This window comes from Streptomyces sp. NPDC006372, assembly GCF_040612515.1.
GTDB lineage: Bacteria > Actinomycetota > Actinomycetes > Streptomycetales > Streptomycetaceae > Streptomyces.
On sequence record NZ_JBEXQJ010000043.1, the window covers coordinates 28,394 to 50,559 of the forward strand.

The window sequence follows — 22,166 nt, forward strand, 5'->3', positions numbered from 1 at the left end:
GGTGGTGCGCATGCGGCTGGGGAGATCCGCGGGACCAGCGTGCTGCTCCACACGGGTGACCGGCAAGCCGAACGGGTGGCATGGCGGGATACGAAGGGTGCCTGGCCAACCACTGGTCCTTGCGGCCGTGCCGAGTAGTCTGCGAGGCATGCGGATCTCTGTTTCCTCGGACATGGACGAGCCCGTCGCACGCTCCCTCGTGGCCGCGCTGCGGGACCGAGGGCACGAGGTGCGCCCGCACGGCGCGCTGCGCCCCGGGGACGACGCGCAGTGGGCGGTGTGCTCCGAAGCGGCGGCACGCGAGGTCGCCGAGGGGAGGGCCGACCAGGCCGTGGTGTGCTGCTGGACCGGCACGGGCGCCTCGATCGCCGCGAACAAGGTGCCCGGCGTCCGGGCCGCCCTGTGCACGGACGCCTACACCGCCGACGGGGCGCGCCGCTGGAACGACGCCAACGTGCTGGCGCTCAGCCTGCGGCTGACGTCCGAGCCGCTGCTGGCGGAGATCCTCGACGCGTGGTTCACGGGCGAGCCCAGCGGGGACGCCGAGGACCGGCAGAACGTGGACCGCGTCAGGCTCCTCGATCACGGAAAGGACCGTCTGTAGCTCACAGCCGCACGATGATCAGAGCGGTGTCGTCGGTGCTCCCGCCCGGCGGCAGCAGTTCCAGCAGGACCGTGTCGGCGAGGGCCTCGGGGTCCTGATCCCGGCTCCGGTGCAGCGCGTCGGCGAGGCGGGCGAGACCGGTGTCGATGTCCTCGCCGCGCCGCTCGACCAGGCCGTCGGTGTAGAGCACGAGGGTGGCGCCCGGTGTGAACGTCGTCTCGGCCTGGGGTCTCGGGATCGGGTCGGGGCGGGCGTCCAGCGGCGGGTCCGTGGCCCCGTCCAGGAACTCCGCACGGCCGTCCGGGTGGACCAGCACCGGCGGGAGATGACCGGCGCTGCTGTACGTGATGCACCGGCGGTCGAAGTCGATGAACGTCGTCACGGCCGTCGCCGACTCGGCGCCCTCGACCACGTTGGCGTAGCGCCCCAGCACGTCCAGCGCCTGGGCCGGGCCCCCGGCGACCCGGGAGGCCGCGCTGAGCGCGCTGCGCAGCTGCCCCATGACACCGGCGGCCTCCAGCCCGTGCCCGACCACGTCGCCCACGGACACGCCCACCCGGTGGCCGCCGACCAGGTCGACCAGGTCGTACCAGTCCCCGCACACGTTGAGGGCGCCCACGGCGGGCCGGTACCTCACGGCGGCCCGGTGGTGGTGGCTGACCTGGCGCCGGTCGGGCAGCATCGCCTCCTGCAGGGCCAGCGCCACCTCCCGCTCCCGGGAGTGCGCCTGGCGCAGCCGTTCGTTCAGCTCCTGGAGCTCGCGGGCGCGGGTGTACAGCTCGGCTTCCAGGACCCGGGCCCGGCTGCCCTTGTTCCCTCCCGAACGGCCCCGGGCCCGGATCAGCTCCGTGACCTCCTCGACGCGGTGCACGATCAGCGCCACCTTGCCGTCGGGGCCGAGCAGCGGCGCGTTCACCGGGCTCCAGTAGCGCTCCTCCCACTCCCCGGGCCGCTGCGGGTCCTCGACGTCGTAGCGCTGCAGGGCCATGGCGTCCCGCTCGCCGGTCGCCAGCACCCGGTACAGCGAGGCCCTGAGGTTGCGCATGCCCGTCGCGGCCGGATTGTTGGGGTTGTCGGGGAAGACGTCGAACAGGTAGTTGCCGATCAGCTGCTCGCGGGAGCGCCCGGAGACCCGGACGAACTCCTCGTTCACGTCCGCGTACACGAGCTCGGGCGTCAGCAGTGCCACCATGCCGGGCAGGGCCTGGAACACCGCCGCGTAGTCGATCGCCGAATCGGTCATGGCAGCCGCCTCACCAGTGCCGGGATCGTACTATTTTCCCATGGTCTGGGAGATCCCGGCCCCGGCCTCACTCCAGCAGATCCGGCAGCGACTGCCCGGCGAAGACGGCAGGCGACGGTGGGACGAGTCCCGTGAGCGGCTGCTCGGCCCAGATGATCTTTCCGTCCGGGACGAACCGAGTGCCCCACCGCTGGGCCAGCTGGGAGACCAGCAGCAGCCCGCGCCCGCCCTCGTCCGTGGCACGGGGGTGACGCAGATGGGGTGCGGTGGCGCCGCCGTCGAGGACCTCGCAGACCAGGGCGCGCTCCCGGATCAGCCGGAGCCGGATGGGCCCGGTGGCGTACCGGATGGCGTTGGTGACCAGCTCGCTCACCACCAGCTCCGTGGTGAAGGACAGCTCGTCCAGGCCCCAGCCGGCCAGCTGCCGGGTGGCCGCGCGGCGGGCGTCGGCGACCACGGCCGGGTCGGAGGGCAGCTCCCAGACCGCGACCTGCCCGGCGCCGAGGCGCCGGGTGCGGGCCAGCAGGAGGGCCACGTCGTCGTGCGGGCGTTCCGGCACCAGCGCGTCGACCACGGTCCGGCAGTACGCCTCGAGCGGGCCACCCTGTTCCAGTGCCCGGCGCAGCCGTTCCCGGCCCGCGTCGACGGCCCAGGTCTCGCCGCGCGCGAGCAGCCCGTCGGTGTGCAGGGCCAGCGTGCTGCCCTCCGCCAGGGACAGCTCCACCGCCTCGAAGGGCGGGCCGCCCACCCCGAGCGGCGGCCCCTGCGGGAGGTCGACGAACGTGACCGAGCCGTCCGGCAGCACCACAGCCGGCGCGGGATGACCCGCGGCGGCCATCGAACACCCGCCGTCGACGGGGTCGTACACGACGTAGAGGCATCCCGAACCCATGGACTGGGCACCGGCGTTGCCCGGCGCGCCGGGCTCCACACCCGCTTCCCGCGCCGACCGCGCCACCAGGTCGTCGAGGTGCGCCAGCACCTCCTCGGGGGGCAGATCCAGAGCGGCCAGGGTTCGCACCGCGGTCCGCAGCTGCCCCATGGCCGCGGCGGCGTCGATGCCGTGCCCCGGCGCCTCGCCCACGACGAGCGCCACGCGCGCCCCGGAGAGCGGGATGAGGTCGTACCAGTCGCCGCCCAGGCCGGTCAGCTCGTCGGCCGGCCGGTAGCACGCGGCCACCTCGACCGCGTCCTGCTCGGGCAGCCGAAGGGGGAGCAGGCTGCGCTGCAGGACGAGCGCGGCGTCCCGTTCGCGCGTGTACCGCCGGGCGTTGTCCACGCAGACGGCCGCACGGGAGACGAGGTCCTCGGCCAGCCGCAGGTCCTCCTCGTCGAAGGGCTCGAGGCTGCGGCCCCGGAAGAACGTGGTGACGCCCAGGGTGGTGCCGCGCGCCCGGACCGGCACGATCATCACGCTGTGCAGACCCAGCTCCAGGAACGTGGTGCGCGGATCGCCCGGAGCGTTCCTGGCCCAGGTCCGGGCCTGCGGATCGAGCCGCTCGCGGCGCCAGGACCGTCCCGTGGCGAGGCAGCGGATCGGCGGCGAGTCGGCCAAGTAGGTCGCGACCTCGCCGATCCCGACGACAGCCTCCGGAAGGTCGTCCTCCGCGGCCCGGTGACCCGCGCGGCGCAGCGCCACCGGGCCGGAGTCCGCGAGCGGCCCGGGCACCGGCTCGGCGCCCCGCAGCACCGTCTCCAGCAGGTCCACGGTGACGAAGTCGGCCAGTCCGGGCACGGCCACGTCGGCCAGTTCCTGCGCGGTGCGCATCAGGTCGAGGGTGCGGCCGATGTTCTCGCCCGCCCGGTCGAGGAGCGCCAGCCGCTGCCTGGCCCGGTGCCGCTCGGTCACGTCGACGACCGTGTAGGACACACCGATCGGCCGGCCCCGTTCGTCGTCGAGCCGGGTGAACGACAGCATGTGCGCCGTCTCGCGCTGCGGGGCCGACCGCACATGACCCACGTGCTCGTACCCGGACACGGCCTCGCCGGTCTCCAGCACGTGCCGCATCTGCGCCTCGACCCCCTGGGCGTCCAGTCCGGGCTGGACGTCCGCAAAGCGCAGACCGAGACGCCGGGGTGCCGGTCCGCCGCCGAACTGCTCCAGGGCGGTGTTCGACCACACGAACCGCAGGTCCGTGTCGACGATCGCGATGCCGACCGGGGCGTCGCCCACCACCCGTTCCAGCACCGCACGGCTCATGTGCCAGCCGGGTGCGCCCGCCAGCTCCGACAAGAGCGCCAGCCAGCGCGAGCCGCCGTGCGCGTCCTCGGCCGAGGCGATCCGCGCCACGACCCGTACCGGTGCGCCGTCCTTGCGCCGGGCCGTCAGCAGCCCCGTCCAGCCGCCGTCCCCGCGACACCGCTCGACCAGGTCCGGCACACGCTCCGCGTCCTCGGCGGACAGCAGGTCGGCGAGCTTCCTGCCGACCGCCTCGGGAGCCGTGTACCCCAGCAGCCCCTGCGCGGCCATGGTCCAGCCCGTCACCACGCCCTGCGGATCGAGCAGCAGGGGCACGGCGTCGGCCACGTCGAACCGGCGCCGGGCACCGCCGTACTCCTCGTCTCCGCCCACGGCCGACCTCTCTGTCGCTGAGAGTGGTCTACCACCTCTTGTCTCAATCTTCACCCTTCCTGCGGAAGGGGGCGGCTTGTGCGGGTCCGGCCGAGGTGGCTCGCGGTGCGTCTCGTACGGCGGAGGCCCGCCCGTCGCCGGTGGGGCCTCCGCCGTCGGTCCCGCGTCGTCGGTCCTCTTACCCGAGGACCTTCTCCAGCGAGCCCAGCGCTCCCACCAGCTCGTCACCGGTGATGGTGAGCGGCGGGGCCAGGCGGACGGTCGAACCGTGGGTGTCCTTGACCAGGACCCCCTCCCGCATGAGCCGTTCGCTGATCTCACGGCCCGTGCCGATCGCCGGGTCGATGTCCACGCCCGCCCACAGGCCCCGCGCGCGGAAGCCCACGACGCCCTTGCCGACCAGCCGGGTCAGGCCCTCCCGCAGGGTCGCGCCCAGTTCGGCCGCGCGCCGCTGGAACTCGCCCGTCTCCAGCAGTTCGACGACCGCCGTGCCGACCGCGGCCGCCAGCGGATTGCCGCCGAACGTCGACCCGTGCTCCCCGGGGTGCAGCACACCGAGCACCTCCCGGCGCCCGACCACCGCGGACACCGGCACGATCCCGCCGCCCAGCGCCTTGCCCAGCAGCACCACGTCCGGTACGACCGACTCGTGCTCGACCGCCAGGGTGCGGCCCGTACGGCCCAGCCCGGACTGGATCTCGTCGGCGACGAACAGGCACCCCTCGCGGCGGGTCAGCTCGCGCACCCCGGCCAGGTAGCCGTCGTCCGGGATGATCACCCCGGCCTCGCCCTGGACCGGCTCGATCAGCACCGCCGCCGTCGTCTCGTCGACCGCCGCCTCCAGCGCCGCCAGATCGTTGTACGGCACGACCCGGAAGCCCGGGGTGAAGGGGCCGAACCCGCGCCGGGCCGTCTCGTCCGTGGAGAAACTGACGATCGTCGTCGTACGGCCGTGGAAGTTGTCCGCGGCCACCACGATCGTCGCCCGGTCCGCCGGGACGCCCTTGACGTCGTAGGCCCACTTGCGGGCCACCTTCACCGCGCTCTCCACCGCCTCCGCGCCGGTGTTCATGGGCAGCACCATGTCCGACCCGGTCAGCGCCGCCAGCCGCTCGGCGAACTCGGCGAGCCGGTCGTTGTGGAAGGCGCGCGAGGTCAGGGTCAGCCGGTCGAGCTGACGGTGGGCCGCCTCGATCAGCGCCGGATGCCGGTGGCCGAAGTTGAGAGCCGAGTAGCCGGCCAGCATGTCGAGGTAGCGCCGCCCCTCCACGTCCTCCACCCAGGCGCCCTCGGCGCGGGCGACGACCACGGGCAGCGGGTGGTAGTTGTGCGCGAGGACCGGCTCCTCCGCGCGGATGAGCTCCTCGGAGCCACGAGTGCGGACTGGTGCGGTCATGAGCGGATCTCCCGGATCTCCTGGGTGCAGCACTTGATGCCGCCACCGGCCTTGTGGAACTCGGACAGGTCGACGGGGACGGGGACGTAGCCACGGCCGGCGAGTTGTCCGGCCAGCCCCGTCGCCCCCGGCGAGATGAACACATGGCGCCCGTCGGAGACGGAGTTCAGCCCGAACGCCATCGCGTCCTCGCGGGTGGCGAGCACCGCGTCCGGGTACAGCCGGGCCAGCACCTCGCGGCTGCCCGGCGAGAACGCCTCGGGGTAGTAGGCGATGTTCGCGTCCTCCTCGTCGTCGAGGACGAACAGCGCCGTGTCCAGGTGGTAGAAGTACGGGTCCACCAGCGTCAGGCCGATCACCGGCGCCCCGAAGTACTCCTGCACCTCGCTGTGGGCCTCCCGGGTGGTGCGGAAGCCCGTCCCGGCCAGGATCCAGCGGCCGGCCGGCACCAGGTCGCCCTCGCCCTCGCACACCGACTCGGGGTGGTAGACCTCGTAGCCCTCCGCCTTGAACCACGCCTCGTACGGCACGGACTCGGGACGGCGTTCGGGCGCGTGGAAGAGGGAGCCGAAGACGCGGCCGTCGACGACGACCGCCGCGTTCGCGGCGAAGACCATGTCCGGCAGGCCGGGAACGGGGTTCACAGTGTCCACGGTATGGCCGTGGGCCCGATATGCCTCGACCAGCGCCTGCCACTGGTCCAGGGCACGGATGACGTCGACGGGTTCGTCGGGACGCATCCAGGGGTTGATCGCGTACTGCACGGCGAAGTGTCTGGGCTCGCAGACGAGGAAGCGCCGCCGGCGCGGCACACAGGAGTCGGGCACAGAGGGGTTCCTCCGCTTCCTAACGGTGTGTGACTGAGGGTTGACACCAAGGTAGAAACTGGCGGAGGCGGCCGACAAGGAACATAAGTTGCGCGTCGGCGCAGGAACGCTGCGTCTTCAGGCCTCGTGGCGCAGGTCTGGTGCGCGGCTCGCGGACCCTACTCCGGCGCGGGCTGGCTGGCGCCCGCCTCCGGGCTCTCCGGGAGCAGATGCGACAACACCATCACGCTGATCGTCTTCCGGATGAACGGCTCCTGGCGGATCCGCTCCAGCACCTCCTCGAAGTGCTCCACGTCCCGCGCCCGCACGTGCAGCAGCGCGTCCGCCCCGCCGGTCACGGTCATCGCCGCCGCGATCTCCGGGTAGTCGCGCACGACCTCCGCCAGCCGCCGTGGCGGGGCCGCACCCTCGCAGTACACCTCGACATAGGCCTCCGTGCGCCAGCCCAGCGCCGAGGGCTTCACCGTGGCCGTGAACCCGGTGATCACGCCCGTCTCCCGCAGCCGGTCGACCCGGCGCTTGACGGCCGTGGACGACAGCCCGATCGCCGTGCCGATCTCGGCGAACGACGTCCTGGCGTTCGCCATCAACGCGGTGATGATCTTCTGGTCGAGTTCGTCGAACGGCGTGTCCCTGCTGTTCATGCGGGCACTGTATCCAGCGCGAACGTGCACCCCCGGCACATGTCCAGACGTGCGGATCGCCCCTAGACTCCGGGGTCATGCTGCGCGCCCTGGCTGTCGACGACGAACGCCCCTCGCTGGAGGAACTGCTCTACCTGCTGCAGGCGGACCCCCGCATCGGCAGCGCGGAGGGCGCCGGCGACGCCACCGAGGCGCTGCGCCGCATCAACCGGGCCCTGGAGTCCGGCCCGGGCGGGCCCGAGGCGATCGACGTCGTCTTCCTCGACATCCAGATGCCCGGCCTCGACGGCCTCGACATGGCCCGGCTGCTCACCGGCTTCGCCCGGCCGCCGCTCGTCGTGTTCGTCACCGCCCACGAGGACTTCGCCGTCCAGGCCTTCGACCTCAAGGCCGTGGACTACGTCCTCAAGCCCGTCCGCAAGGAGCGCCTCGCCGAGGCCGTACGACGGGCCGCCGAGCTGCGCGGCACCACGCCCCGCATACCCGTGAGCGAACCCGACCCCGACCACATACCCGTCGAACTCGGCGGTGTGACCCGCTTCGTCGCCGTCGACGACATCACCCACGTCGAGGCCCAGGGCGACTACGCCCGCCTGCACACCCACAAGGGCAGCCACCTGGTCCGCATCCCGCTGTCCACCCTGGAGGAGCGCTGGCGCTCCCGAGGCTTCGTCCGCATCCACCGCCGCCACCTCGTGTCCTTGCGCCACATCGGCGAACTCCGCCTCGACGCGGGCACCGTCAGCGTCCTCGTCGGCGCCGAGGAACTCCAGGTCAGCCGGCGCCACACGCGCGAACTGCGCGACCTGCTCATGAGGAGGCCGTGACGGTGCCCCAGGACCACACCGAACGCCGGGTCGTCGTCACCGGCCCGCCCCGCCGCACGCACCGGGCCCCCGGCTACTACCGCCCGCGCACCGAGATCGACGAACAGACCACCCTCGGCCACACCTACGTCCGCTCCCTGATGCGCACCCAACTGCGGGCCGCCCTCACCGTGTTCGCCATCCTCGGCCTCCTCGTCGGCCCGCTGCCGCTGCTGTTCGCGGCGATGCCCGACGCCCGCCGCCTGGAGTGGGCCGTCCTCGGCTTCGGCCTCTACGCCCCGCTGGTGCTGCTGGCCCGCTGGTACGTCCGCCGCGCCGAGCGCAACGAGCGCGACTTCGTACGCCTCGTCGAAGACCGCTGACCGGCGACCGGCGAACCCACGACCATGAACTCCAGCTACGCCGTCCCCGCCGTCGCCCTGGTCGTCGTCGCGACCGTCCTGGTCGGCGCCTTCGGGCTGCGCATCTCCCGCACCACCTCCGACTTCTACGTCGCCTCCCGCACCGTCGGGCCCCGCCTCAACGCGGCCGCCATCAGCGGCGAGTACCTCTCCGCCGCCTCCTTCCTGGGCATAGCGGGCCTGGTCCTGGTGCAGGGCCCCGGCATGCTCTGGTACCCGGTCGGCTACACCGCCGGCTACCTGGTCCTGCTGCTCTTCGTCGCCGCCCCGCTGCGCCGCTCCGGCGCCTACACGCTGCCCGACTTCGCCGAGGCCCGCCTCGACTCCCAGGCCGTACGGCGGCTGGCCGGCGCCTTCGTGGTCGGCGTCGGCTGGCTGTACCTGCTGCCCCAGCTCCAGGGCGCCGGACTGACGCTGACCGTGCTGACCGGGGCGCCCGACTGGCTCGGCGGAGTGATCGTCGCCGTCGTCGTGACCGCCACCGTCGCCGCCGGCGGCATGCGCAGCATCACCTTCGTCCAGGCCTTCCAGTACTGGCTGAAACTGACCGCCCTGCTCGTCCCCGCCCTCTTCCTGGTCCTCGCCTGGCAGAGCGACGGAGCGCCCCGCCACGCCTTCGACGAACCGGCGAGCTTCCGCGAGCAGCGCGTCGTCCGCGTCGGCGACAGCATCGACCTGAAGCTGGACCGGCCGCTGACCGTCACCGTGAGCGGCACCGTGGACGGCCGTCCGCACACCGGCACCCGCCTCGTACTCCCCGCCGGTACCCACCACATCGAGCGTGGCACCCGGCTCACCTTCGCCGCCGGGGCGACCGTCCCCAAGGCCGAGCGCAGCGGCGGCGGCGACCTGTCACCCGACCAGTCCGAGAGTCGCGAGGAACGCCCGCTGTACGCCACGTACGGACTGATCCTCGCCACCTTCCTCGGCACCATGGGCCTGCCGCACGTCGTGGTCCGCTTCTACACCAGCCCGCACGGCGTCGCCGCCCGCCGCACCACCGTCGCGGTCCTGGGCCTGGTCGGCGCCTTCTACCTGCTGCCGCCCGTCTACGGCGCGCTCGGCCGCCTCTACGCCCCCGAGCTCACCCTCACCGGCGACACGGACGCCGCCGTCCTCCTCCTGCCCGACCGCCTGATCGGGGGAGTGGGCGGCGATCTGCTGGGCGCGCTGGTGGCCGGCGGCGCCTTCGCCGCGTTCCTGTCCACGGCCTCGGGCCTGACCATGGCCGTCGCGGGCGTCCTCACCCAGGACGTCCTGCCGTCCCGGGGCGTACGGCACTTCCGGCTCGGGACCGTCTTCGCGATGGCCATGCCCCTCGCGGCGAGCGTCCTGGTCGGCGGACTCCCGGTCGCCGACGCCGTGGGGCTCGCCTTCGCCGTGTCCGCCTCCTCGTTCTGCCCGCTGCTCGTCCTCGGCATCTGGTGGCGCCGGCTGACCCCGCCCGGCGCCGCGGCCGGGATGCTGGTCGGCGGCGGCTCGGCCCTGCTCGCCGTCGCCGCGACCATGGCCGGCTACCCGGGCGAGGGCGCCGCCCTGCACGCCCTGCTCGCCTGGCCCGCGCTCTGGTCGGTGCCCCTGGGCTTCCTCACCATGATCCTGGTGTCGCTGGCCACACCCGGCCGGGTACCACCGGACACGGCGGCGGTCCTGGCCCGGTTCCACCTGCCCGAGGAACTGCGCACGGAGGTGACGACGGCATGAGCGGATTCCTGGCGGGCCTCTGCGTCGCCGTGCTCCCGGTGCTGGCCGCCGGGGTGTGGCTCGGCCGGCGCACGGCACGCCCCAAGAGCCTCGGCGGCCTCGGCACCCCCGTCGAGCACGCCACCTTCGAGACCCTGCACACCGCCTCCCTCGCCGCACCCCCGCTGCGGGCGGGGCTGACCGAGGAGACCGCCCGCAAGTCCGCCCGCAAGCTGCGCTCCCTGCTCGGCACGGACGCCCTCTGCCTCACGGACCGCGAGCAGGTCCTGGTCTGGGACGGCGACGGCGCCCACCACCGCACCGAGATCATGGAACGCCTGGCCGACGCCCTGGACACCGGCCGCGGCGAGGCCTTCCGCCTCACCTGCGACATCCTCGACTGCTCGGTGCGCTGGGCGGTCGTCGCCCCGCTCACCGTCGACGACCGGGTGCACGGCGCCCTCGTGGCCTGCGCGCCCCGGGAGTCGGCGGTCCTGGTCCGGGCGGCCGGTGAGGTGGCCCGCTGGGTGTCCGTACAGCTGGAGCTGGCCGACCTCGACCAGTCCCGCACCCGCCTCATCGAGGCCGAGATCAGGGCGCTGCGGGCGCAGATCTCCCCGCACTTCATCTTCAACTCGCTCGCGGTGATCGCCTCGTTCGTCCGCACCGACCCCGAGCGCGCCCGTGAACTGCTCCTGGAATTCGCCGACTTCACCCGCTACTCGTTCCGCCGGCACGGTGACTTCACCACCCTCGCCGACGAACTCCACGCCATCGACCACTACCTGGCGCTGGTGCGGGCCCGCTTCGGCGACCGCCTCTCCGTCACCCTCCAGATCGCCCCGGAGGTGCTGCCGGTCGCCCTGCCCTTCCTCTGCCTCCAGCCGCTCGTGGAGAACGCCGTGAAACACGGACTGGAGGGCAAGGCCGTGTCCTCGGGCAAGTGCCACATCCAGATCACCGCCCAGGACGCGGGTGCCGAGGCCCTCGTCGTCATCGAGGACGACGGCTCCGGCATGGACCCCGACCTGCTGCGCCGCATCCTCGCCCGCGAGGTCAGCCCCTCGGGCGGCATCGGCCTCTCCAACGTCGACGACCGGCTCCGCCAGGTCTACGGCGACGACTACGGCCTCGTGATCGAGACCGCCACGGGTGCCGGGATGAAGATCACCGTACGGATCCCGAAGTATCAGCCGGGAGTGCACTCGGCGGGCCGGCTGACCCGGGAGTGAGCCGTCAGGTGCTGCGCGTGGTGACCACCATCCCGAGGGTGATCAGGCCCAGGACGACCCAGCCGAACCACAGCCAGCCGTTGCTCCCGAGGGCCACGGTGTACGCCGTCACCATGACGAGACCGCCCACGGTGAGCACCCCCATGGTCTTCGTCGCGTTCGAACCGTTCGTGGAACCGGGCATCGCAACACCCTCCTCATGGTCCGGTCCCTCCATGGTGCCTGGCGGACGCCCGGCGCGCACGGGCCGTAACGAGAGGTTTTCAGCGTCCCTGTGCGTTCAGCGAGGCCAGGTAGGCGTTGTAGGCCTCGAGCTCCTTGTCCCCGTCGCGGTCCGCGGCCCGGTCCGTGCGCCTGGCCTGCCGCTGGTCCGAGGCGTACCACTGGAACAGCAGCGCGACCAGCACCAGCACGGACGGGATCTCGCTGAACGCCCAGGCGATGCCGCCCGCGGCGTTCTGGTCGGAGAGGGCCTCGATGCCGAGGGAGGCGGGCGGGTTCTTGAACGTCTCGACCATCGGCTCGGACGCCATCATCAGCGCGATCCCGAAGAACGCGTGGAACGGCATGCCCGCGAACAGCTCCAGCATCCGCATCAGGTAGCCCGGCCGGTGCGGTCCCGGGTCCACGCCCATGATCGGCCAGAAGAACACCAGGCCGACGGCGAGGAAGTGCACCATCATCGCGATGTGCCCCGCCTTGGAGCCCATCAGGGTGTCGAAGAGCGGAGTGAAGTACAGCCCGTACAGGCTCGCGATGAACAGTGGGATCGTGAACGCCGGGTGCGTGACGATCCGCATGTACCGGCTGTGCAGGAACATCAGCAGCAGCTCACGGGGCCCCTTGCGCCCCCGCCCGGCCGTCGGCAGCGCCCGCAGCGCCAGGGTGATCGGCGCCCCGAGCAGGATCAGGATCGGCGACACCATGCTGATCACCATGTGCTGCACCATGTGCACGCTGAACATGACCATGCCGTAGTCGTTCAGCCGGGTGCACATCATGAGCATGAGGCTCAGCACGCCGACGACGTAGGCGACGGTCCGCCCGACGGGCCACTTGTCCCCGCGCCGCACCAGTCGCACGACACCCCACCCGTACAGCGCCAGCCCGACGAGGCAGGCGACGAGGAAGAACGGGTCCGCGGACCACTCCAGCCCTCGCCCCAGCGTGAACGGCGGCAGATCCATGGTCATGCCGTGCCCGCTGTGATCCATTCCGCCGGCTCCTGTTTCGTGGGGGTGTGCAGCAGTCTGTCCGCCCACAAGAGTAGAACCGCCCCCGGTCACCCTTGGGACCGGGGGCAGTGCTACGTCCTCGGGGCGCGGGCTGTGTTCGATCTGCGGCCCCGCCGCGCGGGCGCGACGAGCCACACACAACCCGCACCCGGCCGACTACAGCAACCTCAGAGAACAGTCTCCGCCTCGTCGTACCGTTCCTCCGGCACGGTCTTCAGCGTCTGCACGGCCTCGGCCAACGACACCATCACGATGTCGGTCCCCCGCAGCGCGGTCATCTGCCCGAACTCGCCGCGATGCACGGCCTCCACGGCATGCCACCCGAACCGCGTGGCCAGCACCCGGTCGTAGGCGGTCGGCGTACCACCCCGCTGGACATGCCCCAGTATCACCGGCCGGGCTTCCTTCCCCAGCCGCCGCTCCAGCTCCACCGACAGCTGCCGGGCGATCCCGGCGAACCGCTCATGCCCGTAGATGTCCTTGCCGCCCTCGTCGAACTCCATGGTCCCGGCCCGGGGCTTGGCCCCCTCCGCCGCGACCACGATCGCGAAGCGCTTGCCCGCCTCGAAACGCTCGCCGACCCGCTTCGTCAGTTCCTCTATGTCGAAGGGCCGTTCCGGGACGACGATGGCGTGCGCGCCGGCCGCCATGCCGGAGTGCAGCGCGATCCAGCCGGTGTGCCGGCCCATGACCTCGACGACCAGCACCCGCTGGTGCGACTCGGCCGTGGTCTTCAGCCGGTCGAGGGCCTCCGTCGCCACTCCGACGGCCGTGTCGAAGCCGAAGGTGACGTCGGTGACCGCGATGTCGTTGTCGATGGTCTTCGGCACGCCCACCACGGGCAGACCGCTGTCCGACATCAGCCGGGCCGCCTTGAGCGTGCCCTCGCCGCCGATGGGGATGATCGCGTCGAGGCCGAGTTCCTCGACATGGCCCTTGGCCCGCTCCACGCCGTCCCGCAGATGGGAGGGCTGGACCCGGGAGGACCCGAGAATCGTGCCGCCGCGGGCGAGGATGCCGCCCACCGCGTCGAGGTCGAGCTTGAGGTAGTCGCACTCCAGGAGGCCCTTCCAGCCGTCCCGGAAGCCGATGACCTCGTCGCCGTGGTCGACGACGGCGCGGTGCACGACGGACCGGATGACGGCGTTCAGGCCGGGGCAGTCGCCGCCGGACGTGAGGACACCAATGCGCATAGCCCGAAATACCTTCTCAACGTGGGCCGGGGACCGGACCACGTTGTCCGGCTCGAATGCCCGCCACCCTAGCGGCATCGGGGCGCCGGACCGAACCTCGCGTCCGCCTGCTGGACGACCCCGCTCACCTGTGCGGATGTGCCGTCAGACGGGCTGTTGACCAGCAGGTTGACGCGTACCCCGGGCCTGCCGCGGACCAGCGCCTAGGCAGGCTGCTGAGCAGCGGCGATGCGCTCGTCGCGCAGGGCCTCGTACCAGCGGTCGTCGGTCGGCGGCAGCGCGTTGACGTCAAGGGCCAGCTTCAGCAGCAGGTCCGCGATCAGCGGGTTGCGCGCGAGCACGGGGCCGTGCATGTACGTGCCGAAGACGGTGTCGTTGTACGCGCCCTCCGTGCCGTCGCCCGTGCCGTTGCCGTTGCCGAACTGCACCCGGGCGAGCGGGCGGGCGGTGGGGCCGAGGTGGGTGACGCCCTGGTGGTTCTCGAAGCCGGTCAGCGGGGGCAGGCCGAGACGTGGGTCGATGTCGCCCAGCACGTCACCGACGCACCGCTCGCCCTCGCCCCGCACGGAGACGACGTCCAGCAGCCCGAGACCGGGCTCGCGCTGGCCGAGGTCGTTGATGAACTCGTGGCCGAGGATCTGGTAGCCGGCGCACACGGAGAACACGATGGCGCCGTTCTCCACGGCCCGCTGCAGTCCGCCGTCCCGGCGCAGCCGCTCGGCGGCGAGCCGCTGCGGACGGTCCTCGCCGCCGCCGATCAGATAGATGTCGCCGGAGGTCGGGATCGGCTGGTCGCTGCGTACGTCCAGCCGGGCCACGTCCAGGCCGCGCTGCTGGGCCCGGCGCTCGACGACCAGGACGTTGCCCTGGTCGCCGTAGGTGCTGAGCAGGTCGGGATAGATCCAGACGACCCGCAGTTGGTTGTCGCTCACAAAAGTCCCCTGACGTCTCGTGCTCAGTTGCCGACCCGGCGGCGCAGGTCCTGGAACGCCGTGTAGTTGGCGATGACCTCGATCCGGCCCGGCGGGCAGGCCTGTACGGCCTGGTCGAGGTTCTCGTAGACCTGGAAATGCTGGTTCGCGACCTCCAGGCGCACCGCCAGGTCCAGCCTCCGGTCGCCGATCACGCAGATCGGGTGGCCCGTCAGACGCGAGTAGTCGACGTCCCACAGCCAGGAGGTGTCGGTGCCGTCGGCGGAGCGCGCGTTCACGGACAGGATGACCGGGGTGGGCGGCGGGTCGATCAGGGAGAACGTCTCCAGCCAGCCGGCCGGGTTCTTCGCGAGCAGCAGCCGGAGGTCACGGCCCTGGAACTGGACCACGTCGTACCGTCCGGCGACCGCCTGCACCTGGTACATGCGCTCCAGCGCGACCTGCGGCGGCACGCCGAACACGGCGGCGACGGCGGCCGAGGAGGCGGCGTTGGCCTTGTTGGCGCGGCCGGGCAGCTGCAGGTGGATCGGCCAGGCCGAGCCGTGCGGGTCGAGGACGTGGTCGCCGGAGAGCGCCCAGCTCGGCGTCGGACGGCGGAAGCCGCACTCGCCGCAGAACCAGTCGTCGCCCGGGCGCTGCATCACGCCGCCGCACGACGGGCAGGACCAGGCGTCGTCCTTCCACATCTGCCCGGCGGCGACCCAGATCACGTTGGGGGAGGAGGACGCCGCCCAGACCACCAGCGGGTCGTCGCAGTTGGCGACGACCACGGCCTTGGAGCCCGCGAGCCCCTCGCGCCAGTTCTCGGCGAGCATGCGCGTCTCGGCGGCCCGGTCGAGCTGGTCGCGGGAGAGGTTGAGCAGCGCGATGCACTTCGGGGCGGTGTCCCGGGCGACACCGGCGAGGTACTTCTCGTCGACCTCGATGACGCCGTAGCGCGCGTCCGAGCTGCCCGCGAGCGCCGAGGTGATGCCGGCCGGCATGTTGGCGCCGAGCGCGTTGGACACGACCGGCCCCGCCGCGCGCAGGGCCTCGGCGATGAGCCGGGTGGTGGTGGTCTTGCCGTTCGTCGCGGAGACCAGGATCACGTCCAGGTTCTGGGCGAGCCGGGCGAGGAGGTCGGGGTCGAGCTTGAGCGCCACCCGGCCGCCGATCACCGAACCGCTGCCGCGTCCCGCGGCACGGGATGCCGCTGCGACCGCCTTGCCCGCGGTCACGGCCAGCTTGGCCCGCGGCGAGAGCGGGTCCGAGTTGCCTGCCATCAGTTCTCGATCCTCCTTGCGTACGCGCCGCGCCTTGAAGCCTGACGGCCACGTGGTGTGGACCTCAGCCTATCGAGATCCATTAGCACTCCCGAACCGCGGCACTGTGGCGAACTCGTGTGGGAGGCGCGGACCGACAGGACCTTACTCTTGCCGCCATGCGACAGAGCCCCATCCCCGGCGCTCACGGCAACGTGAGACCCCTCACCCTGCACGGCGACCCCGTCCTCCACACCCCTTGCGCGGAGGTCACCGACTTCGGCCCCGAACTGGCCCGGCTCGTGGAGGACTTGTTCGCGACCATGTACGCCGCGCAGGGCGTCGGCCTCGCCGCCAACCAGATCGGCGAGCCGCTGCGGGTCTTCGTCTACGACTGCCCCGACGACGAGGACGTCCGGCACCTCGGCCACGTGGTCAACCCGCGCCTGGTCGAGGCGGACGGAGTGGTGATCCGCGGCCCGGAGGGCTGCCTGTCCCTGCCGGGCCTGGAAGCGGGCACGGAGCGTTACGACCACGCGGTGGTCGAAGGCTTCACGGTGACCGGCGACCCGATCACCGTCCACGGCACGGGCTTCTTCGCCCGCTGCCTGCAGCACGAGTACGACCACGTGGAGGGCCGCATCTACGCGGACCGTCTCAGGGGCCGACGTCACCGCAAACTGATGCGACAGGTGGCCCGGGCTTCTTGGAACGCCTGAGCGTCGTTGTCCCAGGGGCGCGGGGAACTGCGCGACCAACCCCCACCGGCCCGCACACGACACGCGACAGTCAGAACCCCGGACCCCCGACCCGATCCCCCGCAGCAGCAAGCCGCCCCCACAACAGATCAGCCAGACTTCGCACCAACTCCGCACGAGAACACGGCCGCTCACCCAGCCACCAGTCCCCGGCCGCATGCATCATCCCGACGATCCCATGCCCCCACACCCGCGCCAGTTGCTGCCCACCCGGCCCGAGATCCAGCCGCTCCTCGATGACCTGAGCCAGCTCCTCACCCATCCGCCGCAGCAACGGCGCACTGTGCTTGCCGACATCGAACCCCTGGTCCCCCGGCTGGCTCCCCTCCGCCGGATGCATCAGGAACCGGTACACCTGAGGCCGCGCCTCGATCGCCGCGAGGTACGTGTCCAACGTCGCCTCGACCCGCTCCCGGCGATCCGCCGGCGCGTCCAGCGCCGCCCGCAGGGAGTCCAGCAGCGCGTCGGTGTGCCGCTTTGCAAGGGCCGCGTAAAGTCCGCCCTTGTCGCCGAAGTGCCGGTAGAGGATCGGCTTCGTGATACCCGCCTCGGCGGCGATGGCGTTCATCGAGGCCTGCGGGCCGTCGCGCAGCACCACTCGGTCGGCGGCCTCCAGCAGCTCACGCCGGCGGCGGTCGGCGGACCGTTGCTGGTCGGTCCGCTGCGTGGTGTCCATGTGCTCTCCCCACCCGTGCTGATTCGATGACGCCTGCGCAAACTAACACTGAAGCATGCCCTGGGCATCGAAAGGGTGCCGACCGGTCGGTAGGAGTTGACGTGGACTACCCGCCGGTAACAGACTGGTGTTACCGCAAGTAACAGGCACGTAGTGCCGCCGCTGGAGGGGACCGACATGGCCGAGTTCACCATGGAGCTCAACGACGAACAGAAGGAGGTCCGGGACTGGCTGCACGGCTTCGCGGCCGATGTGATCCGCCCCGCGGCCGCCGAATGGGACGAGCGTGAGGAGACTCCCTGGCCGGTCATCCAGGAGGCCGCCAAGGTCGGCATCTACTCCTTGGACTTCTACGCCCAGCAGTACTTCGACCCCACCGGCCTCGGCATACCGATGGCGATGGAGGAGCTGTTCTGGGGCGACGCGGGCATCGCCCTGTCCATCGTCGGCACCGGCCTCGCCGCCGTCGGCGTCCTCGCCAACGGCACCGAGGAGCAGATCGGCACCTGGATCCCCCAGATGTACGGCGACGCGAACGACGTCAAGGTCGCGGCCTTCTGCTCCTCCGAGCCCGACGCCGGCTCCGACGTCGCCTCCATGCGCACCCGCGCCGAGTACGACGAGGCCAAGGACGAGTGGGTGCTCAACGGCACCAAGACCTGGGCGACCAACGGCGGCATCGCCAACGTCCACGTCGTCGTCGCGGTGGTCGACCCGGAACTCGGCTCCAAGGGCCACGCCTCCTTCATCGTCCCGCCGGGCACGCCCGGGCTGGCCCAGGGACAGAAGTTCAAGAAGCACGGGATCCGCGCCTCGCACACCGCCGAGGTCGTCCTGGACGACGTGCGTGTTCCCGGCTCCTGCCTGCTCGGCGGCAAGGAGAAGCTGGACGAGCGGCTGGCCCGGGCGCGGGAGAAGGCCAAGCAGGGCGGCGAGCGGGTGAAGAACGCCGCGATGGCCACGTTCGAGGCGAGCCGTCCCGCGGTCGGGGCCATGGCGGTGGGCACCGCCCGGGCCGCCTACGAGGTCGCCCTCGACTACGCGAGGACGCGCGAGCAGTTCGGCCGGCCGATCATCGACAACCAGGGTGTCGCCTTCCAGCTCGCGGACATGCGGACGTCCATCGACGCGGCGCGGCTGCTGGTGTGGCGGGCGTCGTGGATGGCGGTCAACGGGAAGCCGTTCACGGCTGCCGAGGGATCGATGTCCAAGCTGTTCGCGAGCGAGACGGCGAAGAAGGTCACCGCTCAGGCGATCCAGATCCTGGGCGGGAACGGCTACACCCGGGAGTACCCGGTGGAGCGCATGCATCGTGATGCGGCGATCTACACGATCTTCGAGGGGACGAGCGAGATCCAGCGGCTGGTGATCGCCCGTACGCTGGCGGGCGTGCCGATCCGCTAGGCCGGTTCCTGGGCTCGCCACGTCACGGGAAGGGCCCCGGGCCCGCGGGCCGGCCGGCCCTCCCCGAAGGCCACTTCCCCGGCGGGCACGGCGAGCCGCAGGCCCGGTACGCCGTCGAGGAGCGCGTCGACCAGAAGTTCGGCCTCCAGCCTCGCCAGCATGCCGCCCAGGAGGTCTGCGGTCCTCGGGCGGCGCAGCAGTGCGCGGGCGGCGCGGGGGCGGATCTCCGGTTCGGTACGCAGCCGTTCGGCGAGTTCCGGGTGGGTCAGCAGGACGCGGAACAACCGGCCGCTGGTGCCCATGACCGTCTCGCCGCCGGTCTGGAGGCGCACCGCGAGCCCCACCGCCTCCTCCGGCGTGACCTCGCCCCGGCCCACGGCGGCGGCGAGCAGGGACGTGACGTCCTCGTCTGTGCCCTCCCGGCGCAGGCCGATCAGGTCGGAGAAGTAGGCGCCCATCGCCTTCCTCGCCCTCTCGCCGGTCTCGGTGCCGTGCGGGGCGGACAGGATCAGCCGGGTCCAGGCGTGCATGCCCTGCCGGTCAGTGGGCGGGACGCCCATCAGCTCGCAGATCACGCCCACGGTGAACGGGCTGAGCACGACCTCGGTGAGGTCGGCCGGCGGGCCGTCCTGGAGCATCTCGTCGACCAGTTCCGCCAGCATGTGGCGGGACCGCTCGCGCACCCGCGCCACCCCGCGCGCCGCGGTGAGCCCGATCCGGGTGACGGCTTCCTCGTGCGTCAGCTCGCTCAGGACTTCGCTCATCCCACCTCGTCTCGTCCGCACTGTGCCGGTGGCCCAAGGTCCTTCCACGATCACCCGATGGGACGCCGGGCTCGCGTCGGGCTACTCCGTACCGGGGACGCTGCGCCAGGCTGGGTGCAGACCCGCACACCCACCCGCACCGAGGGAGACCGCGATGACGCGCACGGCCCGGGAGCTGCTGGCGACGACCACAGCCCGACTCGCCCCGGACCCCCGCACCAACCCCGTGGTCCCCCGGATCGCCCGCGGGGAGGCACCGCGCTCCGTCCTCGCCGCCCTCGCGCTGGAACAGGCCTCGGTGATCCCCGCGGACCGCCGCGCGTTCCAGCACCTGGCCGAACGCTCCCTCGGGACCGACCCCGAAGCCGCGGCCTTCTTCCGGATGCTCGCGGAGGGCGAGGCGCTGGCGGAGGAACAGCTGGAGACCTTCGCGAGGGCGTGTGGTGTGGACGGCGAGAAGGCGGCTTCGTACGCACCGCGCCCAGGCTGTCAGGCCTACCCCGCGTACGTCGCCTGGCTGTCCCTGAACGGCTCTCCGGCGGACGCCGTCCTGGCTCTGACGGCCAACTTCTCGGCCTGGGGAGGCTATTGCGCGACCATCGCCACCGCGTTGCGCCGGCACTACGCCTTCGACGACGCGGCCTGTGCCTTCTTCGACTTCTTCGCCAAGCCGTCACCCGGCCTGGACGAGACGGCGACGGCTGCCGTGCGGGCGGGCCTCGACGCCGGGCGACTCACCGAGTCACTGGCACACGAGTACGGCCGACTTCTTCAGCACTACGAGGCGATGTTCTGGACCGCGTTGGTGGAGCCGACCCCTTAGGGGCGCGGGGAACTGCGCGACCAGCCCCCACGGACCCGCACCCGAACGACTCACGACGCCCCCCCACTGCTGTGCGCGATACAAGCCACATCAATACGGTCGGCCAACTTCGCGAGCTCGATCGTCAACGCCGCGACCGTGTCCTCGTCGAGTCCCGACTCCCCGGACTCCACAAGGCGCACCCACCGCCCCCCAACCGTCCGCAACAGCTTGCTCACATCGGCAGCAGCCACCTGCAAGGCCCCGCGGTCGTCGACGATCAACGGCAGAGTCACTTCGCGGTTCACAGACGGGATCGTAGCCCCGCAACACTCACGCACCATGCCAAACAGTCGTGATGTTGCAGAACTCGCGGATTCCGTGCCCGGACAGCTCACGCCCGTACCCGGACCGCTTCACCCCGCCGAACGGGAACGCCGGATGGGACGCCGTCATGCCATTGACGTACACGCTGCCCGCCTCCAGGTCGCGGACGAACCGGTCCACCTCGGCCTCGTCCCGTGTCCACACGTTCGAACTCAGCCCGAACGGCGAGTCGTTCGCGATCAGCACGGCCTCGTCCAGGTCGGCCGCCCGGTACAGCGTGGCGACCGGCCCGAACGCCTCCTCCCGGTGGATGCGCATCTCGCGGGTGATGCCCGCGAGGATCGTCGGCCGGAAGTACCAGCCGGGCCCGTCCGGCCGTTCGCCGCCGCACAGCACGGCCGCACCGCCGCGCACCGCGTCGTCGACCAGTTCCTCCAGATCGCGCAGTCCCTGTTCGCTGGAGAGCGGCCCGACCTCGGTGTCGTCGGCCAGGGGGTCGCCGACCTTCAGCGCCTCCATGCCCGCGGTGAAACGCTCGGCGAAGGCGTCGTAGACGTCCGTGTGCACGATGAAGCGCTTGGCGGCGATGCAGGACTGCCCGGTGTTCTGCACACGAGCCGTCACCGCGATCTCGGCGGCCCGGTCGAGGTCGGCGGAGGGCATGACGACGAACGGGTCGCTGCCGCCCAGCTCCAGCACCGTCTTCTTGACCATCTCGCCGGCGGTGGAGGCGACCGCGCGGCCCGCCGGCTCGCTGCCGGTGAGCGTGGCCGCCTTGACCCGCTCGTCGCGCAGGATGTCGTCGACCGCGGCGGAGCCGATCAGCAGCGTCTGGAAAGTGCCCTCGGTGAAGCCCGCCCGGTGGAACAGGTCCTCCAGGTAGAGAGCGGTCTGCGGGACGTTGGAGGCGTGCTTGAGCAGGCCCACGTTGCCCGCCATCAGCGCGGGCGCGGCGAAGCGGATCACCTGCCAGAGCGGGAAGTTCCACGGCATCACCGCCAGCACCGGGCCCAGCGGCCGGTAGCGGACCCGTACGCGGGACGCGCCGGAGTCCTTCACATCGGTGTCGGAGGGTTCCTCGTCGGCGAGCAGTTCCTCGGCGTGCTCGGCATACCAGCGCATCGCCTTGGCACACTTCGCCGCCTCGGCGCGGGCCTGCTGGATCGGCTTGCCCATCTCCGTGGTCATCACGCGGGCGATGTCCTGCTGATCCTCGTCGAGGAGGTCGGCCGCCCTGTTCAGCAGCCGGGCGCGCTCCTCGAACGTCGTCGTCCGGTACGTGCGGAACGTGGCCTCCGCGAGCTGGAGCCGGCGCTCGATCTCCTGCTCGCCCATGGCCTCGTACGTCTTGAGCGTCTCGCCGTTCGCCGGGTTCACCGTTGCGATGGGCATGGCTGACCTCCCT

Annotated in this window: 21 protein-coding genes and 1 pseudogene; 8 read left to right on the forward strand and 14 right to left on the reverse strand. The window is 71.9% G+C overall.

From position 1 onward, the window contains the following. Positions 1 to 148 precede the first annotated feature (148 nt). Positions 149 to 604, forward strand: coding sequence for an RpiB/LacA/LacB family sugar-phosphate isomerase (locus ABZ016_RS37865; RefSeq protein ID WP_356921291.1), 456 nt, complete (start codon positions 149 to 151; stop codon positions 602 to 604). 1 nt (position 605) lies between these two features. Here the strand turns inward: ABZ016_RS37865 and ABZ016_RS37870 are convergent, their stop codons facing one another. The 5 genes from ABZ016_RS37870 to ABZ016_RS37890 form a co-directional block, all read right to left on the reverse strand. Further along, a complete protein-coding gene (locus ABZ016_RS37870; RefSeq protein ID WP_356921292.1) occupies positions 606 to 1,847 on the reverse strand; it encodes a SpoIIE family protein phosphatase in 1,242 nt (413 codons plus the stop codon). Between the two features lie 67 nt (positions 1,848 to 1,914). Then, the gene (locus ABZ016_RS37875) at positions 1,915 to 4,419 is read right to left on the reverse strand and encodes a SpoIIE family protein phosphatase (protein ID WP_356921293.1); all 2,505 of its coding nucleotides are present in this window, start codon (positions 4,417 to 4,419) and stop codon (positions 1,915 to 1,917) included. A gap of 178 nt (positions 4,420 to 4,597) precedes the next feature. Next, positions 4,598 to 5,815 carry an ornithine--oxo-acid transaminase gene (gene rocD, locus ABZ016_RS37880; RefSeq protein ID WP_356921294.1) on the reverse strand — a complete coding sequence of 406 codons (1,218 nt, stop codon included), beginning with the start codon at positions 5,813 to 5,815 and terminating at the stop codon, positions 4,598 to 4,600. Then, positions 5,812 to 6,642: a dimethylargininase gene (gene ddaH, locus ABZ016_RS37885; RefSeq protein WP_356921295.1), complete on the reverse strand. Its 831-nt coding sequence runs from the start codon at positions 6,640 to 6,642 to the stop codon at positions 5,812 to 5,814. Before ddaH ends, rocD begins: the two co-directional genes overlap by 4 nt. Before the next feature lie 158 nt (positions 6,643 to 6,800). Then, positions 6,801 to 7,286 carry an Lrp/AsnC family transcriptional regulator gene (locus tag ABZ016_RS37890; RefSeq protein ID WP_356921296.1) on the reverse strand — a complete coding sequence of 162 codons (486 nt, stop codon included), beginning with the start codon at positions 7,284 to 7,286 and terminating at the stop codon, positions 6,801 to 6,803. Positions 7,287 to 7,363: 77 nt separating this feature from the next. On the opposite strand from ABZ016_RS37890, the gene ABZ016_RS37895 reads away from it, so the two are divergent. The 4 genes from ABZ016_RS37895 to ABZ016_RS37910 are packed head-to-tail and all read left to right on the forward strand — an operon-like array spanning position 7,364 to position 11,429. Then, positions 7,364 to 8,113 carry a LytTR family DNA-binding domain-containing protein gene (locus ABZ016_RS37895; RefSeq protein WP_356921297.1) on the forward strand — a complete coding sequence of 250 codons (750 nt, stop codon included), beginning with the start codon at positions 7,364 to 7,366 and terminating at the stop codon, positions 8,111 to 8,113. 2 nt (positions 8,114 to 8,115) lie between these two features. Continuing rightward, on the forward strand, positions 8,116 to 8,475 hold the full coding sequence (locus ABZ016_RS37900) for a hypothetical protein (RefSeq protein WP_356921316.1): 360 nt from the start codon (positions 8,116 to 8,118) through the stop codon (positions 8,473 to 8,475). Between the two features lie 24 nt (positions 8,476 to 8,499). Continuing rightward, positions 8,500 to 10,218, forward strand: a complete 1,719-nt coding sequence (locus tag ABZ016_RS37905; protein ID WP_356921298.1) for a cation acetate symporter — start codon at positions 8,500 to 8,502, stop codon at positions 10,216 to 10,218. Continuing rightward, the gene (locus tag ABZ016_RS37910) at positions 10,215 to 11,429 is read left to right on the forward strand and encodes a histidine kinase (RefSeq protein WP_356921299.1); all 1,215 of its coding nucleotides are present in this window, start codon (positions 10,215 to 10,217) and stop codon (positions 11,427 to 11,429) included. Before ABZ016_RS37905 ends, ABZ016_RS37910 begins: the two co-directional genes overlap by 4 nt. A 4-nt stretch (positions 11,430 to 11,433) precedes the next feature. Here ABZ016_RS37910 and ABZ016_RS37915 read toward each other — a convergent pair whose 3' ends face one another. From ABZ016_RS37915 to ABZ016_RS37935, 5 genes are all read right to left on the reverse strand, one after another. After that, a complete protein-coding gene (locus tag ABZ016_RS37915; protein WP_356921300.1) occupies positions 11,434 to 11,613 on the reverse strand; it encodes a hypothetical protein in 180 nt (59 codons plus the stop codon). A gap of 79 nt (positions 11,614 to 11,692) precedes the next feature. After that, positions 11,693 to 12,643, reverse strand: a complete 951-nt coding sequence (locus ABZ016_RS37920; RefSeq protein WP_356921301.1) for a cytochrome c oxidase assembly protein — start codon at positions 12,641 to 12,643, stop codon at positions 11,693 to 11,695. 188 nt (positions 12,644 to 12,831) lie between these two features. After that, the gene (locus ABZ016_RS37925; RefSeq protein WP_356921302.1) at positions 12,832 to 13,857 is read right to left on the reverse strand and encodes a 6-phosphofructokinase; all 1,026 of its coding nucleotides are present in this window, start codon (positions 13,855 to 13,857) and stop codon (positions 12,832 to 12,834) included. Positions 13,858 to 14,060: 203 nt separating this feature from the next. After that, a complete protein-coding gene (locus ABZ016_RS37930) occupies positions 14,061 to 14,789 on the reverse strand; it encodes a glutamine amidotransferase (RefSeq protein ID WP_356921303.1) in 729 nt (242 codons plus the stop codon). A gap of 23 nt (positions 14,790 to 14,812) precedes the next feature. Beyond that, positions 14,813 to 16,051 carry a MurT ligase domain-containing protein gene (locus ABZ016_RS37935; protein WP_003988686.1) on the reverse strand — a complete coding sequence of 413 codons (1,239 nt, stop codon included), beginning with the start codon at positions 16,049 to 16,051 and terminating at the stop codon, positions 14,813 to 14,815. Positions 16,052 to 16,209: 158 nt separating this feature from the next. Here ABZ016_RS37935 and def point away from each other — a divergent pair, with 158 nt between their 5' ends. Then, complete coding sequence (gene def / locus ABZ016_RS37940; protein ID WP_356921304.1) at positions 16,210 to 16,749, forward strand: peptide deformylase; 540 nt, start codon at positions 16,210 to 16,212, stop codon at positions 16,747 to 16,749. Between the two features lie 70 nt (positions 16,750 to 16,819). Here the strand turns inward: def and ABZ016_RS37945 are convergent, their stop codons facing one another. Beyond that, positions 16,820 to 17,464 (reverse strand): TetR family transcriptional regulator, encoded by a 645-nt coding sequence (locus ABZ016_RS37945; RefSeq protein ID WP_031114958.1) that lies wholly within the window; start codon positions 17,462 to 17,464, stop codon positions 16,820 to 16,822. Positions 17,465 to 17,641: 177 nt separating this feature from the next. Between ABZ016_RS37945 and ABZ016_RS37950 the strand changes: the two genes are divergently transcribed. After that, positions 17,642 to 18,868, forward strand: coding sequence for an acyl-CoA dehydrogenase family protein (locus tag ABZ016_RS37950; RefSeq protein WP_356921305.1), 1,227 nt, complete (start codon positions 17,642 to 17,644; stop codon positions 18,866 to 18,868). Here the strand turns inward: ABZ016_RS37950 and ABZ016_RS37955 are convergent. Next, a pseudogene (locus tag ABZ016_RS37955) lies at positions 18,865 to 19,569 on the reverse strand (cytochrome P450); the annotation flags it as partial. The gene ABZ016_RS37950 and the pseudogene ABZ016_RS37955 overlap by 4 nt on opposite strands. A 217-nt stretch (positions 19,570 to 19,786) precedes the next feature. Here ABZ016_RS37955 and ABZ016_RS37960 point away from each other — a divergent pair. After that, positions 19,787 to 20,455 (forward strand): transcriptional regulator, encoded by a 669-nt coding sequence (locus tag ABZ016_RS37960; RefSeq protein WP_356921306.1) that lies wholly within the window; start codon positions 19,787 to 19,789, stop codon positions 20,453 to 20,455. A 50-nt stretch (positions 20,456 to 20,505) separates the two neighbouring features. Here ABZ016_RS37960 and ABZ016_RS37965 read toward each other — a convergent pair whose 3' ends face one another. Both ABZ016_RS37965 and ABZ016_RS37970 read right to left on the reverse strand, forming a co-directional pair. After that, a complete protein-coding gene (locus ABZ016_RS37965) occupies positions 20,506 to 20,742 on the reverse strand; it encodes a DUF6213 family protein (RefSeq protein WP_003988680.1) in 237 nt (78 codons plus the stop codon). 25 nt (positions 20,743 to 20,767) lie between these two features. Next, positions 20,768 to 22,153: an NADP-dependent succinic semialdehyde dehydrogenase gene (locus ABZ016_RS37970; protein ID WP_356921307.1), complete on the reverse strand. Its 1,386-nt coding sequence runs from the start codon at positions 22,151 to 22,153 to the stop codon at positions 20,768 to 20,770. Positions 22,154 to 22,166: the final 13 nt, after the last annotated feature.